This window comes from Shewanella sp. MBTL60-112-B2 (genome assembly GCF_019655055.1).
Taxonomy (GTDB): domain Bacteria; phylum Pseudomonadota; class Gammaproteobacteria; order Enterobacterales; family Shewanellaceae; genus Shewanella.
Window position 1 is genome coordinate 32,863 of sequence record NZ_BPFA01000009.1, and the last position, 16,621, is coordinate 49,483.

A 16,621-nucleotide genomic window follows, 5' to 3' on the forward strand; every position below is an offset into this window, starting at 1 on the left:
GCTAAAGTATAAAAAAATGAATAAAAAGCGAGCGTTAAGGCGAAAAAAAAGAATACGAAAGAGTTATTTTTAACGATTGGTTAAAAATAATCCTGTGAGATACTGCCGAGCTAGAGTAGAATGTCACGCTTTTTATTGCAACTACTATACTAGATTGGTTTTAGTCGTTGTCAGTAACCCCCCTATATTTTATACCGATGGTAAGAGGTTTAGCCGTGTTAGAGAATTTACGTAACATCGCCATTATTGCACACGTTGACCATGGTAAGACTACCTTGGTTGATAAGATGCTGGCGCAGTCAGGAACCCTTGAGTCTCGAGGAGAAGCCACTGAGCGGGTGATGGATTCAAATGATCTTGAAAAGGAACGTGGTATCACGATTCTGGCCAAGAACACTGCCATCAAGTGGAACGATTACCGCATCAACATCGTAGACACCCCAGGTCACGCCGATTTCGGTGGTGAAGTTGAGCGTGTTCTATCTATGGTTGACTCAGTATTGCTACTAGTTGACGCAGTTGATGGTCCAATGCCACAAACTCGTTTCGTAACTAAGAAAGCTTTCGCTCAAGGCCTAAAGCCAATCGTTGTTATTAACAAGATTGACCGTCCTGGCGCGCGTCCAGATTGGGTTATTGACCAAGTATTTGACTTGTTCGACAACCTAGGCGCTACCGATGAGCAGCTAGATTTCCCAATCGTTTATGCTTCTGCACTAAACGGTTTTGCAACATTAGATCCAGACGAAACTAGCGCTGACATGACACCGCTATTCGAAACTATTGTTGAAAAAGTTTCTTCACCAGATGCTGATGCTGAAGGTGATTTCCAGATGCAAATTTCTCAAATCGACTACAACTCATACGTGGGTGTTATCGGTATTGGCCGCATCAAGCGTGGTAGTGTTAAAACTAACCAACAAGTTACAGTTCTTGGCGCAGATGGCAAGAAGCGTAACGGTAAGATTGGCCAAGTATTAGGTTACATGGGTCTAGAGCGTCACGAAGTATCTGATGCTAACGCTGGTGACATCGTTGCAATCACTGGTCTTGGCCAGCTGCAGATTTCTGACACTATTTGTGCCCCTACTACTGTAGAAGCACTACCAGCTCTATCTGTTGACGAACCAACTCTAACCATGACTTTCCAGGTGAACACTTCTCCGTTCGCTGGTAAAGAAGGTAAGTTTGTTACTTCACGTAATATCCTTGAGCGTCTACAACAAGAGCTAGTACATAACGTAGCACTTCGCGTTGAAGAAACTGACAGCCCAGATCGTTTCCGCGTATCAGGCCGTGGTGAACTTCACCTTTCAATCTTGATTGAAAACATGCGTCGTGAAGGTTACGAGCTAGCTGTATCTCGTCCAGAAGTTATCATCAAAGAGATTGATGGCGAGATGTGTGAGCCGTTCGAAACACTAACTGTTGACGTTCAAGAAGAACATCAAGGTGCAGTAATCGAAAAGCTTGGTACTCGTAAGGGTGACATGAAGGACATGCAGTTAGACGGTAAGGGTCGTGTACGTATCGACTTCGTTATCCCTAGCCGTGGTCTAATCGGTTTCCAAACTGAATTCATGACAGCGACTTCTGGTACTGGTCTAATTTACCATTCATTCGACCACTACGGTCCATTGAAAGGTGGTGACATTGGTCAACGTGCACGTGGTGTATTGATCTCTAACGCTACTGGTAAAGCACTAACATTCGCACTATTCGGTCTTCAAGAGCGTGGTCGTCTGTTTATTACTCACGCAGCTGAAGTATACGAAGGTCAAGTAGTTGGTCTTCACGCACGTGCTAACGACCTTACAGTTAACTGTTTGAAAGGTAAGCAGCTAACTAACATGCGTGCATCTGGTACTGACGAAGCTCAGGTACTAACTCCGCATATCGAAATGACACTTGAGCAAGCTCTTGAGTTCATCGATGATGACGAATTAGTAGAAGTAACGCCACTGAACATCCGTGTTCGTAAGCGTTTCTTGACTGAAAACGAGCGTAAGCGTCATAACCGTAAGTAATGACCGGGTTTAGCTTCAACCTTTAATTAGGTTAAGTATTGAAAGCCCCCAACATGCAAATGTTGGGGGTTTTTTTGTTATCTGCAGTTGCGTGTTTTTAGTGGCATTGCTCACCCTATTACTCAGTTCTTTGTTTTAAATCCCATTAATTCATGCTTTTAGCCTAGGCTCACAACTCGCATTAGAGTGTGAATCACCGCTCCCTCGTCAATTGTGTGTAAGCGCTAGCGCTCACTAATTTAGTGATAAATGAACCTGCTTAGCAAAAATCAGAATACGCTAATACTCATTTAGAGGTATGGCGGTTGGGGCACATTTTTTTCCGTAAATTTACCGTAATTTAGTCTCAGCTTGAGTAACTTGCACTACAAATTACCAAGTATTACAGCGATTGCTGTCGACATTTTTAGCCGATATTTGGCTTATTGCTAAGCGCATTTTTGAATTGAGTTCTAGTGAACTCTATTGGAGAAAGTTGTGGAATTTCTACTTTTTTGCCTAATTTTTATTGCTTGTTTCTTGGTTGCCTTTAAACCTCACAAACAAAAAATGGCGCATATTTTTTTGGCTCTGAGCATTTTAATGAGCATGGGAATTTGGTTGATCGCCACTTGGGGCATGTTAGTGCCTGCTGGTAACTTGTGAGAACACTATGATGAATGAATTAACAGTAAACAGAATTATATCGTTGGCGGCATTAGCGCTAATCGCTTTACCAGTCGGTATCGCTTGTATCATCTTGGGCTTTGCCATGGGTGACACCCCTTGTATTCTTTGTTGGCAAGAGCGCACCGCTATGGTGCTGGTCTCGCTAATCGCGATTTTTATCATGCGTTACGGTTTAAAGCCAAAGTATATTGGCGCACTGATTATCACTGCGGTATACGGCTTATGGGCAGGCTATCGTCATAGTTCAGCGCACATTTTGCGTGATATTGGCCAAGGTTTTGGCCCCGCGATTTTTGGCGTTCACACCTATGTATGGGTGATTGTGGTCTTTGCGATTATCTTATTGTTTGCCGGCGTATTAATGCTGCTACAAGGCGACAAGCTAGTAGAAAAAAGTGATAGCAGTGAATGGAGCTTACTGAACAAGGTAACGGTCAACGTGTTCCTAGTCATTATTGGCTTCAACATAGTGCAAGCCTTTACGCAAACAGGTCCATTCCCATATATCGGTCAAAGCGATCCTGTGCGTATGACCTTTGATTCAGAGAAAACCATTTGGTCTACGGCTAACTGGCCAACGCTTTCTAAGCTGTCAGCCCGTGGTGCTTACTCAATCGAGAAGCCTGATTTTGCAAGCATGACTCAAAATGATGCGACTAAAGTTGCGACAAGCGACGAGCTTCAATTGCTTAAAAGCGTTGAGCTACCAAGTGACATCTTCGGCTTAGCAACGGGTATGAGCTACAACCCTCAAAGCAAGTTATACGCAGTAGTGACTAGCAATAATTGGGTTTATTTCTTAGATGACACGCTGACAACTATTTTAGCAAAAGTGCAGATTGATGCTGCTTTCTCTGCTGAGATCTCTAACCTTGCGGGTGTGACTTTTGACGGCGAAACATCGGTATTAGTTACAGCGGATCACAAGAGCTTTGTACGCGTTGAGTACGATCCAAGCGTGAAGTTTGACGATACTTATGGTCGCTTTATCGAAGGTACGGATGGTGTGCGTGAGCTAAAGCGTAGCCGTTTTGCGACTGTGCGAGCTAAGTACAACTACGTTGCTAACGTGGGCTGGGACGCGAACACTCAAGAGTATTTAATGGTTACTCTGCCTGATACTAAGCGTAATAACTTTGTGGTTTCGCGTTTAAGTGGCAAAGATTACGAGCTTAACAGTGAAGCGATTATTAGCATTGACGCTGAGCAATACCCGAATGTAACCGGTATTAGCGTGGCAGACGATAAAGCTTACTTACTTAGCCATTCTGGTCAGCAAATGCTAACCATGGATTTGGCTTCAAATACCCTTGTTGCAGCTAGCGATATTGCGGGTCTGAATAACCCACAAGCAATGACAGTTGTGAATGGTGAGTTTGCAGTATTAGATGCGACCGAAGCTAACAACCGTGTTAACTTCTACCAAGTTCAGCACTAATTATTTAACGCAATGTAATAAATTGCTTTGATAATACTAAGCCCTTAATTAATCATTAAGGGCTTTTTTAATGCTTTAAGCTAGCTCATATGGGGTGTAAGGAGGCCCTATCAGCTGGTGATTGGCCATTGAGAATACAAATCCTATGCAATAGCTCACAAGCTGATTAAGTTTGAGAATACTAATTTAGCCTAATTGGTATAATTGCTAAAAATCTCTGCTAGTTGTCAATAAACGGCAATAGAGCACCCTCAATTAACATCGCTAATAACATTAAAGGTAGTGACCAATGAAGCGGATTTTATCCATTCAATCCCATGTGGTATTTGGCTGCGCTGGAAACAGCAGTGCTGTATTCCCAATGCGTCGTCTAGGTATGGAGGTTTGGCCAATTAATACGGTGCAGTTCTCTAACCATACGCAGTACGCACAAGGATGGGCTGGAATGATTATGCCTGCGGGTCAGATCACTGAATTGGTGCAGGGGTTGGATAATATTGGTGAGCTGAAGAACTGCGATGCGCTATTAAGTGGCTATCTAGGCAGTGCTGAGCAAGGCGCTGAAATTACCGCAGCAGTGCAGAAGATGAAAGCGCTTAACCCTAATGCCATCTACTTTTGTGACCCTGTTATGGGCCACCCTGAAAAGGGCTGTATTGTGTCGCCAGGTGTGCAGGAGTTCTTAAAAACTCAAGCCTTAGCCGCAGCCGATATTATCGCGCCAAATTTATTAGAGCTGGAAACGCTTACCGATACAGAGCTACATAACCTTGATGAAGTGATAGATGCTTGTCAGAGCCTGCTAAGCAAAGGCTTAAAGATGGTTGTGGTGAAGCATCTTGCCAAAGCTGCAACCTCTAAAGAGCAGTTCGAGATGTTGTTAGTGACTAAAGAGGGAAGCTATTTAGTGTCTCGTCCATTATATGAATTTGAAAAACAGCCTGTAGGTGTGGGCGACTTAATCAGTGGTTTGATGCTAGCGAATTTACAAGCTGGATATAGTCCGATAGATGCCTTTGAGCGCACCAATGCCTCTGTGGATGCAGTTCTATTAGAAACCTTTAAGCAATGCGCTTATGAGCTGCAATTAATCCGTGCTCAAGATGCCATTGCAACGCCAGTGATTAAACAACAAGCGCAAAAAGTTAGCTAGTGTTAACTTGTCGCTAAATGTGCTCAACGATGAACACGAAAAAGCCCTGAATCTGACACAGCTTCAGGGCTTTTGCTTACTGGGTGTTTATAATAGCGTTTAGCTCACTGCAGAAGTGAAAACCACGCCTAAGCTCGACATTATAACCACCGCCAGTCCCACATTACGTATCAACTTTTTAAACTCTTGCTCAGGAAGCTGATACCTAGTCAGTCTCTGTCTAGCGATGAAGATATGAATCACCGCTAAGCCGAGCAAACAGGGTACTAGTATTAGTCCACCATTGAGTGCGAAATGAAGCGCTAACGCCACCATAGCCAGTGCTGCAATAATCCAAATACTGGCAAGGGCTATACTCTGCTTGGGATGTCCTGTGGCTGTTTCCATTACCTATCCTCGGTTAGCTTTAGTGAGTTAATACCTAGTTACTGGCAATCGGGCTGCTCTTCGGTTCAGTTGGTTTGCTGCTACTCAGTGCCCGCCATAACCACTCCAGTGGACCTTGATTAAAATACTTTAAATACAGTCTAGCAATCACAATCTGCATGAGTGAAAAACCAATGGCAATAGCCACATAATCCGGTCTATCTAGGGTTAATAGTAGTGTTGGCGCAAAGTATCTAAATAGCAGAGACATCACGATTGATTGCAGAATGTATAAGCTCAAGGCTAAGCGACCAACATTTTGTAATGGTGTGAGGAAGTTTGCTCGGTTTTGGCATATTTTAACCAAAATGTGAATATAGATTAATGCAGTGGGCAGAGCGCTGAGCACGACTATCGCCGGGCTGACACTTTGCAATAGCGCAGAGCTAGACAAGCTGCAAAGACTATCTATGGCAGAAAACACTAGTGCTGCAATGATTAAGCGGAGCAGCTGCTTGCGGCTAAAGCCTTGCTCGAACACCCCCTCTCGATACAGGTATACACCTAACAACATTAGTCCCGAGGCAAACCACATTGTTGTAAAAGGTGTTGTGACGGCAATGGCTAAGAATAAAATAACTTGTTCAACTAATTGACTTAAATAAGGGCCTGTCCACAGTTGATATTGAAGCGTAGCTTCGGCGCTCTCTCGAAGCGGAAAAGGCTCAGAGAGTAATATTGTCATCAGGATTAAACTGATTAAGCCAATGGCCCAAAATAGACCGGCTCTGCGGAGTATTTTTTGCTGTGTCAGTGAAATATAGCAAAGGGTTAATAAGCCACTGACGCCATAGGCAAACAAAATGTCGCCAAACCAAATGAAAGTGGCATGTAAAGCACCGAATAACATCAGCCACTTAAGTCGTGACTGCATCTGGTCAGCTTGATTTGAGTTAAGTATTTTCTCCGACTGAATAGCTAGCCCTGCGCCAAAGAGTATCGCGAATAAACTCAAAAACCGTGCTTCAATAAAAAAGCTATTGAAGATATCTATTGCCGTGTCATACCAAGGGGTTACCGGGTGGTTTGCGTAACCGAAAAAACCGTTACCAAAAGTGTAGATATTGATAAACAAAATGCCCAGTACCGCCAAGCCACGAATGGCATCAAGATTAGCGTTACGCTTTGTTGGATTTGTTGAAGATGATGTGGATGCAGCTTGAGATTGTGTTTGTGTCGACAGTTCCATGTTGACCCTTTAAATGTCCTATTTGGGTGCAGTTTATCAACCTGAGTACATAATTTGAACACAGTTAAAATGAAGAATATTCATTAGCTTATTTAGATTTAATACAAGGGATTAGGTTTTAGGGCGCAGCGCTTTAAAGCAAGGACCTAGGTTCTAGGACGCTGCGCTTCTAGGTGCTAGGAACAGCAAAAGCCAAAAGCATCACCTATGCTCTTTGTGAGCTTCCGGTCTTTGCTTTAACCTATCTTTTCGTAAGCGCAGCGTTCCGTCTCGGCCTTTCCTAGCACCTAGGACCTTTCTTAGTTTTTCCTAGGCCCTAAGTCCTAGGCCCTTCTATCAATGCCCTATCCGGTCTAAATGCTGAATTAAATACATTCTTGCTTCAACTGGTGTTTCGCTATGCCAGAAGCCACCTAAATACGCGACCAGCGGCAAAAAGAACATAATCGTTAGCAGCATAATGGTGAGTCCACGTGCAGACAGTTTCCAGCCATTGCGAGTACTAAAATGTAGCGCTTCTTTCTTAGGGCAAGCCGATACACAGCGCATACATGCTTGGCATTCATCTGTGCGGATATTTATCTGCTTATGTACCTTGATATTAGCGGGGCAGGCTCGGGTGCATTTGTCGCAGTTCATGCCTTTTGCATCAATTAAGCAGTGCTGAGTATTGCGACGAATTTTAAACGGGCTTAAAAAACTGAGTATTCCAAGTAGTGCACCATAAGGACAAATGTAACGGCAAAACCCTTGGCGTCGCCAAGCTGCAAGGCCAAGAATAAAGCCGAAGCAGATAAGGGTGACTAACCCCGGGGTGATGAAAAATAGCGCCATTTTCAGGTCGGCTATTTTGTGATAATTACTGTTTAAGTATCCCGGAATACTCTGACTTGGCATGCCAATAATGATGTATAGCAAGGCCAATAATAACAGGTACTTAATCATGCGCAGCGGCCAGTCTATCCAAGCGGGTGGCAATAGTTCTTGCTTGATAAAGCGTTTGCGAAGTTTATAGAGATAATCACCCGCTAAGCCCAGGGGGCAAGCCCAACCACAAAAGGCACGCTTGCACAGTAAACCCGTAAGTAGCACGACTGTGAGCATAACCGCAGCGGCAGGATGGTTCTGGTCCCAAATCCCTAGAGTGAGAATAGCCTTTATTTCAATACCGCCAGCAATGGGCAGGAAGGCATCACCAACATCGGGTCGCATTAACCACGGGGTTATTCCAGATTTGAGTAATGCGCTATTAACTACAAATTGCACGCCAACCAATAGCATTGATAGTGCTAGAAGATGTTGCACGCCATCTCGAAGGTTATTGGCTCTTAGATCGCCTTGAGCGACTTCAGGCTGTAACTTGCACACTAAGCCTGTGATAACGACTGCAATGGCCAGCGCAGCGATTAATGGCCAATAAAGGCTGGAGATAATGGCTCCTGTGACTAACATGCCTGATGCTAGTGCGCCCCATTTTTTGCCGCTCCAATAAAGTAGGCTGACGCTGTAGGTCAATGCTAAAGCAAGGGTTAAGGATTCAATAAAGCTCATGACAAATATCAGTTCAAAGATGATTGATACTACTGTGAAACTTTTAAAGAAAAGAAGTTCTGGGTAAGTTCGTGGCTTGTGGAGGAGATCGAAGTTTTGCGATAGCAGAGTGTGAAATGTGGTTGAAGCTCACAAAGTTGGTTCCTAAGCGATAATGCTCAGGAACCAAACTTAAGATTTTACTTATTTGTTTTCTAACGAGGCGATAAACTTGTTCGACTCATCAATGGACTTGTTCATCTCTTTGATCAAACCAGAGATATCAGTCTGTAGGCTAGCAAACTCACCTTTGATCGCGCCAATAGCTTGGGCATTAAGGTTATGCTTTAGGTACAGCATATTATCTTTCATCGCTGTCAGTACCGGCTCCATCTTGCTTTCTGCGCGGCGCATACTTTTAACTAGCTGAGAATAAGAGCGTTGAGTTTCTCTGAGTTTTGACTCACTGTTACGGCGTAAGCTCGCTTTGCTTATTTCGCCAATTTCAGTTTGCCACTCGTCGAATAGAGCCTCGGCAACATCTTCAACTTTGTCGATACGATTAGTCACGTCATCGGCAGCACCTTGCGCTGATTCGTACTCATCTTTTGCCTTGTTGTAAGCACTTTCTAGATCACCACCATCATGATTTAGCAGCGCCTGCATCTCTTCGAGGGCAGAGCTGAATTGCTCCTGGGCTTCTTCTTGAGACTCTTTGGCATCTTCGACACGATCGACCATGATGTCACGTTTGTGATAACCCACTTTTTCCATAGCACCGTAATAAGCGCTCTGGCAGCCTGTTAGCAATAAACTGGTAGCGACAATCGCACTGGTGATTATTTTTTTCATTTTCTAATATCCCTGAAAATTCGGTGAGTTACTCTGAGCGATATTTAGCTGCGTCGATAATACTCCACAGGTGAGCGATACCGCCGATGATAGCGGGAACAATTAGCCACCATAGGGCATAACCAACAACGGCAATAATACAAAAAATCAGTGCAGCTAAAATACGACCTTGAACGAGTTGTCCAAGACCTGGGAAGAAAAAGCTCGCGATAGCGGCAATAACGTTGCCCGCAGATCCTTGTTGAGACATCAATTCAATCCTTATGCTTGTAAAGAGAAGGTTATAAGCTTTATTGTACCAAGATAATGATCCGCAGATCATTTATCGACTAATGAATTAAGACTAACTTTAACAGAATCAAGAGTAACAAGTGAAAAATAAGATAGCGATAAATCAGGTTCGTTCTTTTTTACTGAGCATTTGGGCATTTTTCTTACATCTACTCAGTCGCTTCAAAGAGGACCAAGTTAACATCAAGGCAGGGCACTTAGCCTATGTCACCTTGCTGTCATTGGTGCCGATTGTCGCGGTGATGTTTTCCATGTTGTCGGCATTTCCCGTTTTTTCAGGTATTCGTGAAAAGTTAGAGGGTTTTGTTTACGACAACTTTTTGCCAGCCGCGGGTGATACGGTACAGATATACATTAACGAGTTTGTTGCCAACGCATCTAAGGGCACTAGCGTCGGTATAGTCGCTTTAATGGTGGTGGCATTGATGCTGATCTCGGCTATCGATAAGGCGCTCAATAGTATTTGGCGTGCCAAAGAGAAGCGTCAGGCGGCGGTGTCATTTTCTATGTATTGGATGGTGCTGACTTTAGGGCCTGTACTAGTGGGTGCTAGCTTAGTGGCGACCTCCTATATAGTGTCGTTAAAGTTATTTAGTGAAACAGAGCTTTCAGGTGTTGTTCCCATCCTGATAGAGCGTTTACCTATGCTATTTTCGGTTGCAGCCTTCTTACTTCTATATATGGTCGTGCCAATTAAAAAGGTTAAGTTTCTGCATGCATTGCTAGGTGCGTTAGTTGCCGCGATGCTGTTTGAGTTGGGTAAAAAGGGCTTTGCCTATTACGTGACTCAGTTCCCCAGTTATGAGGCTATTTATGGGGCGTTAGCGACCATACCTATACTGTTTGTTTGGGTTTATGTTTCCTGGGTAATCGTACTCGTCGGCGCTGAGATCACCGCGGGACTACCTGAGTACCTGCATGAGTGCCAGCTTATGCGTGAAGCCGCATTAGCCGAAGGCAAAGTTGAAAGTAAAATCGAAGAGCAGGTGGCTGAATCAAAGCCTGATAATCAAGACAGCGTCAGAAACAGCGAGAAAGCTAATGATCCCGTCCAAGCTAAGCAGACTGAGTTAGTCGATAAAGATAAGCCTGCTAAGCAGGACAAGCCGGATTAATGTCTGTAGTGCAGCCGCCACTCCTTCGCCGAACCTGGTTAGATGTTGGAGATGATCATCAGCTATATGTGGCGCAGTACGGCAATCCGAATGGCATCCCACTATTGTATCTGCATGGTGGTCCGGGAGCAGGTTGCAGTACAGAAGATTTAAAACTATTCGACCTGTCTGTCTATCAAGTTATTTTGCTCGATCAACGCGGCGCTGGGCGTTCTCGCCCCCGTGGAGAGCTTAAACATAATAATTTGCACGCTTTACTGGATGATATTGAACGGGTTCGTTGTTGGCTTAACGTTCCGCAATGGATGCTAGCAGGGGGCTCATTTGGTGCCACTTTGGCGCTATTGTATTCGGCGTGTTATCCAAATCGAGTGGTTTCGCAAGTGCTCTGGGGATTGTTTATTCCCAACCCAGCGGGAATCGAATGGCTCTACGGTAATAGCGGCGCAGCGCGTTTGTTTAACCGTGAATATAGCCGATTTACGCAGGGTGTAGAGCCCCAAAAACTCAAGACTTTACTCACTCATTATCGAACCAAACTTGAAAGTGAGTGCCGAGAGATCCGGCACGATTATACTCGTCGCTGGCTCAGCTGGGAGATGGCTTTAGCCTATCCCGGCAGTACGCTTGACGAAGCCAATGCACCTTTCAGTCAGTCTCTAGCAAGCATTGAGCTTTATTATGTAGCTAATGATTACTTTGGCGCATTTGAAAAACTCATCGTTAAACTGCCTTTGATTCAGTGTCAAACATACGTACTACAAGGTGAAATGGACTGGGTCTGCCCCTTTAAGGTGTTACAGGACTTCTTTAAAGATAGGGCTAGCCAGTTAGTACAAGTGACTGAGATTAAAGGCGGGTATCACGCTCTGGCCGATGTTAAGATGGCTAAAGCGGTAACGGATGCCATACGGGAAATGGCCAAACAATAAACAAGGAAATATACACGCTATGAAAAAACTGATTCTTACGGGCTTAACTTTAAGCTTAACTATGGGATTAACGGCATGTGCTTCAACAGAGAAAAATGAAGATGTTGAAGTGACGACGTTAGCCCCAGAAAGCGTTGATTTAGGCGGTTTATCTAATGAAGACGCAACCACCAAGCTACTAGAAGCGCTGTTAAGTAAAAGTTATATGGCGTCTCGTGCTGGTCCTAATGGCGTGGCTGTGAATTTTGATAACAACCAATTTATTTTGCAGCCTAGCATCAACCCAGATGGTATTGATCGCATCATGATGAATCGCTTTTATGCCATTCATCCTAAGTATGTAGGCAGCAAAGAGATGTTGTTTATGATTGGCACCCTTAATCAGAAGCTTAACTTCGCTAAATTTGTTGTCCGTGATCAAGGTGCAGTTATTCAGGTGCAAGGCGCGGCAACATTTGTAGATACCATCAGCATGGAAGAGATCCGCCGTTTCATTCTATGGACCGATGAAGGTTTGCGTCAGGTCGGCCAATCTTTACCAGAAGGTGCTGAAGACGTGATCAAGCCAATTCCGGTAATGCAGAATATTCAGGCGATTTAAAGAAAGAAGGTGCTAGGAAAGGAAAAGCAGGTCCTAGGAAAGGCTGAGACGGTACAAGACGATCGGCCTACGGCCGTACGGAACGCTGCGCTTACGGAAAAGATGGGAAAAGCCGGAAAAGCTAATAAATGGCAAAGATGATGCTTTTTGCTTTTGCTCTTCCTATTAGGACGCAGTCCGTCCTCGAAGCGCAGCGCCCTAGGATCTAGGTCCTTCTTTTAAATCGAAGCGTTCGTCTTCGCTTTTTCATTTAAGTTATTAATTTTTTATCGGAGAGTGTGTACGTGATTGCCCTTATTCAACGTGTGAGTGAAGCAAAAGTTGTCGTTGATGGCGCGACTATCGGTGAGATAGATAAAGGCCTGTTGGTGTTACTCGGTGTTGAGCGTGAGGATAACATTGAGAAGATGCAAAAGCTGGCCACTAAGGTGATGAGCTACCGTGTGTTCGCCGATGAGAATGGCAAGATGAACCTCAATCTTGAGCAAGCGGGTGGCAGTCTGCTAGTCGTGTCGCAATTCACACTCGCTGCTGATACCGGCCGTGGCTTGCGCCCGAGTTTTTCAGGGGCTGGTACGCCGGATCAAGCCCGAGAACTCTATGAGGCTTTTGTCGATTTTTGCAAGTCCAAAGGGGTGAATACCCAAACAGGCCAATTTGCCGCTGATATGAAAGTATCATTAGTTAACGACGGCCCGGTGACCTTTAATTTGCAGGTGTAGATCTCCAGCGTTGGCGATAGGGATTGTATAGGCCAGTATTAGGATAAATAGATGCCAGACTCGAACCATCAAACATTACTAGAACAGTTGCAACAAACTTGGCATCAAACCATACCTGTGAGTAAGTTTATGCAGATAGTGCCTAAGGCGTTTAATGGTCGCTGTTTTGAGGTTTCTGCTCCGCTAGAGCCTAATATCAATCAGCACAACACCATGTTTGCTGGCAGTATTTATACCCTCTTGACACTCACAGGCTGGGGCATGTTATGGCTGCAACAGAAGTTGGCAGGGCTGGATGGTGATATCGTCTTGGCTGACGCCAATGTGCGTTATATTGCCCCCATCGACAGACAGCCAATTGCTAAGGTTAAATGGCCTGAGAGTGACCTATCAAAGCTCGCATTAGGCCGCAGAGTAAAGGTGCGTATAGAGGTCGAGCTTTATTGCAAAGATAAGCTGTGCGCCAGTTTCTCAGGGCTATATGTTAGCAAGGCCAAGTTTTTATAAATAGGATTAACGCTTAGATAGTAATTTACTACCTAAGCGTTGTTTGAGGAGAGGGGAAGCCTATTTAGACCTCAAATTCATTGACCAGTTGCCCTTCAGAAGAACCAGACGATTTTGAGTTTTTATTTTCTATTATTAGCAAATTTGGCTGGGTGATATCACTGGATGGCAGCGGTGCCACATTAGCAATTTTTGCCATTGGGTACTTCTGTTTGAGCTCTGTGACTTCACCGAACTGCAATGCTCGCATCGTACATGATTCCACGCAAATAGGCTGTTTACCTTCAGCGACTCGGTCAATACAACCATCACATTTGATCATGTAGCCACGCTGCTGATCAAATTGAGGTGCGTCATAAGGGCATGCCCTTGCACAGCTTTTACAACCAATACATAAGCTAGATTCAATTTTTACAATGCCAGTAGCCCTTTCTTTGTGGCAAGCTCCCGTTGGACAGGCTTTTACACACACAGGATGCGAGCAGTGATTACATCCAATTGAGGTGTAGTAAGAAAACACATCGTTACTATGCACAACTTTGCCGTCTAAATCGAAGTTACCACCGGCATATTCATAGACGCGACGTGGTTTGATTGTGTCGATTACATTGAACTTGTCTTGGCAGGCGATATGGCATGCTTTACAGCCACTGCATTTAGAGGCATCAAATAGGAATCCATATTGTTTATTAGTCATTTTTTACTCTCTCTATGCTGCAGTGAGCTTTACGCGTAAAGTTGCTGATGTGCAGCCTTTGGCAATTAAACTTGGGCGAGTGGAAGTCAGTACATTTATACTTCCGCCATAATCCACCTCATTGACTTGAGTGGCGGTTCGCCATGCTCCTTGAGATAGGGCAATGACTTTAGGTCTAACACGTGAAGTGATTCTGACTGGTAATACAATTTCACCGCGTGGACTCGCAATCTTTGCCAGTTGTTTATTGCTTAACTGTAGCGCTCTTGCATCGATTGGGTTTAACCAAACACAGTCTTGTACTGCATGACGCAGCATTGAATGGCTATGGAAACTAGAGTGCACTCGTCCTTTGGTGTGGTATGAGGCCACTTGGAATGGGTAATCCGTATTATCTTCAGTTGCTCCTTCCCAGTGGTTTGCAAACTTAGGAATAGCACTTATCTCTTCCCCTTCAGGCAAGATCCAGTTTTTGGTTTTATTTACAAGTGATTCTGAGTAGATCTCTATCTTACCCGATGGAGTATTCAACTTATTTGCAATTGGGTCTTGCCTAAATGCCTGTAATCCTGGAGGTGTCGAGCCGTTGTAATGCTTGAAAATACCTTGAGTCTTAGCTGTGTCATAATCAGGAAGGCCAAGCGCATTCATCGGAGTTGTCCATAAATACTTTAACCATTCCTCTTTGGTTCGCCCTTCAGTAAATTGCTCACCTTTGCCGAAACGCTCAGCAATCATGGTGCAAATATCGTAGGTTGTTTTGGCTTCATACATAGGCTCAATGGCTTTCTGTGTGATTAAGATGTTTGCAAGATCGCCTGAGTGCCAGCCGTCACAAACGATATCATTGGTTTCAAATTGAGTGACTTCTGGCAGGATTATGTCAGCCATCTTTGCTGATGGTGTCATGTAGATTTCTGACACTAAGACAAACTTAACGCTGCTATTTGGATCGGCTAAAAGTTGTTGGGTACGGTTAATATCCGCATGTTGGGATCCTGGCATATTACTGCCAGCAACAATAATCGCCCGCAAGTTTTTATCCAGCTTAACTTGTTCAGGATCGGCCGCGCTTGAATCAATCACATCATGTGTTAATGCTGTCATCGGCTCTTTGCTGAGATCATTGGCAATCGCATCAGTCCAAGTAAATGCAGGGATTGATTTAGTGACAGGATTTTTTAAGCTTGGTATCCCTGGGGTCACAAAAGCATGGGTGTGGTTTTTAGCGCCAACTCCACTAGAGGTTCCCGGCAGGCCAAACTTGCCTAATACCGCGATTAAGGTATAAATGGCTCGGGCGTTGTTTTCGCCGTTTGCTTGTCTTTGTAAGCCCCAGCCCATTTGAATAAATGGGGCGCTGGCACTGGCAAGTTTAGAGGCTAGATCTTTGATCTGTTGCTGTGAGATCCCTGTAATTGCTTCAGCATATTGGGCATCTTTTACCGTGCTATCGCTACTGTTACCTAATATGTAGTCTTTATAGCTTAGCTGCTGTCCTTTTGCTGAGTCAGGTAAGGTATCTTCCGTCCAACCAACAACGTAGTCTTTTAAGAATGCATCATCTACGGCATTGAGCTGAATGAGCTCATAGATTAGCGCCTCAACGAGGGCTGCATCGGTTCCCGGTAGGATAGGTAGCCAAGTATTTTCTTTACCACCGGCAGATTCTGTATAGCGAGGATCAATCATGATCACTTCAGCTTGAGTTTGGCTTAATGCTTCACTCCATTCATAAGCCACACCACCGCCACTCATAAAGGTTTCTTGTGGGTTATAACCAAAACATACTACTAAGTCTGAATTGCGTATCTCTTGTGTAGAGCTTTCTAAGCCGTTTAGAATTACGCTGCCAACACCATAGGTATACAGGGTTGCAGTATCAATTTGGTGTGTACTATATGAACCATGAATATTTAAGTAGCCACCTAGAAGGTGGAATAGGCGTTTCCAAATGTGAGTGCCACTGGTTTTCATTCCTGATGTGCCACTTGATACCGGAAATAGAATCGACTCAGGACCCGCTTCAGGATCTGCATAGATCTCAGAAAGGTTTTCATAGATCTCAGCAATAGCTTGTTGCCAAGATATTTGAACGTACTCACCACTACCGCGTGGTCCGACGCGTTTCATAGGGTATTTAATACGGTTATCAGCATAAATTCGCTGACGTAGTGAACGACCACGAGGACAGGCGCGAATTTGGCGATTTTCGTAACTGTCTATATCGACGTTATCGGTTTCTAATTGGGTGACTACGCCATCAACAACGGTAAATTTAACCGGACAATTTGAGCCGCAGTTTACAAAGCAAGCTTGCCAGCCGGTAGTGAGCTCTGATACTGGTGGCTCTGGCGGGCTAACATTGGCATTATCTGAGTCGGTTTTACAACCGGTTACAGTCGCTGCACAGCTCAGTGCCGCACTGGCTTTCAAAAAACTTCTACGTTCCATTCCTCTATCCTCGTAATT

15 protein-coding genes are annotated in these 16,621 nt (G+C 44.4%); 8 read left to right on the top strand and 7 right to left on the bottom strand.

Translation table 11 applies throughout. From position 1 onward, the window contains the following. Window positions 1–197: 197 nt before the first annotated feature. The 3 genes from typA (at window position 198) to pdxY (ending at window position 5,287) form a co-directional block, all read left to right on the top strand. The gene (gene typA / locus K5Q73_RS07530) at window positions 198–2,027 is read left to right on the top strand and encodes a translational GTPase TypA (protein WP_259650743.1); all 1,830 of its coding nucleotides are present in this window, start codon (window positions 198–200) and stop codon (window positions 2,025–2,027) included. A 652-nt stretch (window positions 2,028–2,679) separates the two neighbouring features. Beyond that, window positions 2,680–4,134, top strand: coding sequence for a disulfide bond formation protein B (locus tag K5Q73_RS07535; RefSeq protein WP_220760805.1), 1,455 nt, complete (start codon window positions 2,680–2,682; stop codon window positions 4,132–4,134). Between the two features lie 289 nt (window positions 4,135–4,423). After that, window positions 4,424–5,287: a pyridoxal kinase PdxY gene (gene pdxY / locus K5Q73_RS07540; RefSeq protein WP_220760807.1), complete on the top strand. Its 864-nt coding sequence runs from the start codon at window positions 4,424–4,426 to the stop codon at window positions 5,285–5,287. Between the two features lie 99 nt (window positions 5,288–5,386). Here pdxY and K5Q73_RS07545 read toward each other — a convergent pair whose 3' ends face one another. The 5 genes from K5Q73_RS07545 to K5Q73_RS07565 all read right to left on the bottom strand — a co-directional run bounded on the left by K5Q73_RS07545 (window position 5,387) and on the right by K5Q73_RS07565 (window position 9,534). After that, window positions 5,387–5,674 carry a hypothetical protein gene (locus K5Q73_RS07545; protein ID WP_220760809.1) on the bottom strand — a complete coding sequence of 96 codons (288 nt, stop codon included), beginning with the start codon at window positions 5,672–5,674 and terminating at the stop codon, window positions 5,387–5,389. 34 nt (window positions 5,675–5,708) lie between these two features. Next, complete coding sequence (locus K5Q73_RS07550; RefSeq protein ID WP_220760811.1) at window positions 5,709–6,902, bottom strand: DUF418 domain-containing protein; 1,194 nt, start codon at window positions 6,900–6,902, stop codon at window positions 5,709–5,711. 336 nt (window positions 6,903–7,238) lie between these two features. After that, window positions 7,239–8,453 (bottom strand): 4Fe-4S binding protein, encoded by a 1,215-nt coding sequence (locus tag K5Q73_RS07555; protein WP_220760812.1) that lies wholly within the window; start codon window positions 8,451–8,453, stop codon window positions 7,239–7,241. 183 nt (window positions 8,454–8,636) lie between these two features. After that, complete coding sequence (locus K5Q73_RS07560) at window positions 8,637–9,284, bottom strand: DUF2959 domain-containing protein (RefSeq protein ID WP_220760814.1); 648 nt, start codon at window positions 9,282–9,284, stop codon at window positions 8,637–8,639. 28 nt (window positions 9,285–9,312) lie between these two features. After that, a complete protein-coding gene (locus tag K5Q73_RS07565) occupies window positions 9,313–9,534 on the bottom strand; it encodes a hypothetical protein (RefSeq protein ID WP_220760816.1) in 222 nt (73 codons plus the stop codon). A gap of 121 nt (window positions 9,535–9,655) precedes the next feature. Between K5Q73_RS07565 and K5Q73_RS07570 the strand changes: the two genes are divergently transcribed. The 5 genes from K5Q73_RS07570 to K5Q73_RS07590 all read left to right on the top strand — a co-directional run bounded on the left by K5Q73_RS07570 (window position 9,656) and on the right by K5Q73_RS07590 (window position 13,452). Continuing rightward, entirely contained in the window at window positions 9,656–10,690 is a 1,035-nt protein-coding gene (locus K5Q73_RS07570; protein WP_220760818.1) for a virulence factor BrkB family protein, read from the top strand. Next, on the top strand, window positions 10,690–11,622 hold the full coding sequence (locus K5Q73_RS07575) for an alpha/beta fold hydrolase (protein WP_220760820.1): 933 nt from the start codon (window positions 10,690–10,692) through the stop codon (window positions 11,620–11,622). The genes K5Q73_RS07570 and K5Q73_RS07575 overlap by 1 nt, the downstream gene beginning before the upstream one ends. 19 nt (window positions 11,623–11,641) lie before the next feature. Continuing rightward, on the top strand, window positions 11,642–12,223 hold the full coding sequence (locus K5Q73_RS07580; protein ID WP_220760821.1) for a hypothetical protein: 582 nt from the start codon (window positions 11,642–11,644) through the stop codon (window positions 12,221–12,223). A gap of 284 nt (window positions 12,224–12,507) precedes the next feature. After that, window positions 12,508–12,945, top strand: a complete 438-nt coding sequence (gene dtd, locus K5Q73_RS07585) for a D-aminoacyl-tRNA deacylase (protein ID WP_220760823.1) — start codon at window positions 12,508–12,510, stop codon at window positions 12,943–12,945. A gap of 51 nt (window positions 12,946–12,996) precedes the next feature. Beyond that, window positions 12,997–13,452 (top strand): thioesterase domain-containing protein, encoded by a 456-nt coding sequence (locus tag K5Q73_RS07590; protein WP_220760825.1) that lies wholly within the window; start codon window positions 12,997–12,999, stop codon window positions 13,450–13,452. A gap of 64 nt (window positions 13,453–13,516) precedes the next feature. Here K5Q73_RS07590 and K5Q73_RS07595 read toward each other — a convergent pair whose 3' ends face one another. Next, window positions 13,517–14,149, bottom strand: coding sequence for a DMSO/selenate family reductase complex B subunit (locus K5Q73_RS07595; RefSeq protein WP_220760827.1), 633 nt, complete (start codon window positions 14,147–14,149; stop codon window positions 13,517–13,519). A 12-nt stretch (window positions 14,150–14,161) separates the two neighbouring features. Continuing rightward, complete coding sequence (locus K5Q73_RS07600; protein WP_220760828.1) at window positions 14,162–16,603, bottom strand: DMSO/selenate family reductase complex A subunit; 2,442 nt, start codon at window positions 16,601–16,603, stop codon at window positions 14,162–14,164. Between the last annotated feature and the right edge of the window lie 18 nt (window positions 16,604–16,621).

Coding starts and splice junctions, on each gene's coding strand:
- K5Q73_RS07535 (WP_220760805.1), top strand. CDS start 2,680: ATGATGAATGAATTAACAGTAAACAGAATTATATCGTTGGCGGCATTA.
- K5Q73_RS07555 (WP_220760812.1), bottom strand. CDS start 8,453: ATGAGCTTTATTGAATCCTTAACCCTTGCTTTAGCATTGACCTACAGC.
- K5Q73_RS07565 (WP_220760816.1), bottom strand. CDS start 9,534: ATGTCTCAACAAGGATCTGCGGGCAACGTTATTGCCGCTATCGCGAGC.
- K5Q73_RS07595 (WP_220760827.1), bottom strand. CDS start 14,149: ATGACTAATAAACAATATGGATTCCTATTTGATGCCTCTAAATGCAGT.
- K5Q73_RS07545 (WP_220760809.1), bottom strand. CDS start 5,674: ATGGAAACAGCCACAGGACATCCCAAGCAGAGTATAGCCCTTGCCAGT.
- pdxY (WP_220760807.1), top strand. CDS start 4,424: ATGAAGCGGATTTTATCCATTCAATCCCATGTGGTATTTGGCTGCGCT.
- K5Q73_RS07550 (WP_220760811.1), bottom strand. CDS start 6,902: ATGGAACTGTCGACACAAACACAATCTCAAGCTGCATCCACATCATCT.
- K5Q73_RS07560 (WP_220760814.1), bottom strand. CDS start 9,284: ATGAAAAAAATAATCACCAGTGCGATTGTCGCTACCAGTTTATTGCTA.
- K5Q73_RS07600 (WP_220760828.1), bottom strand. CDS start 16,603: ATGGAACGTAGAAGTTTTTTGAAAGCCAGTGCGGCACTGAGCTGTGCA.
- K5Q73_RS07575 (WP_220760820.1), top strand. CDS start 10,690: ATGTCTGTAGTGCAGCCGCCACTCCTTCGCCGAACCTGGTTAGATGTT.
- K5Q73_RS07590 (WP_220760825.1), top strand. CDS start 12,997: ATGCCAGACTCGAACCATCAAACATTACTAGAACAGTTGCAACAAACT.
- K5Q73_RS07580 (WP_220760821.1), top strand. CDS start 11,642: ATGAAAAAACTGATTCTTACGGGCTTAACTTTAAGCTTAACTATGGGA.
- typA (WP_259650743.1), top strand. CDS start 198: ATGGTAAGAGGTTTAGCCGTGTTAGAGAATTTACGTAACATCGCCATT.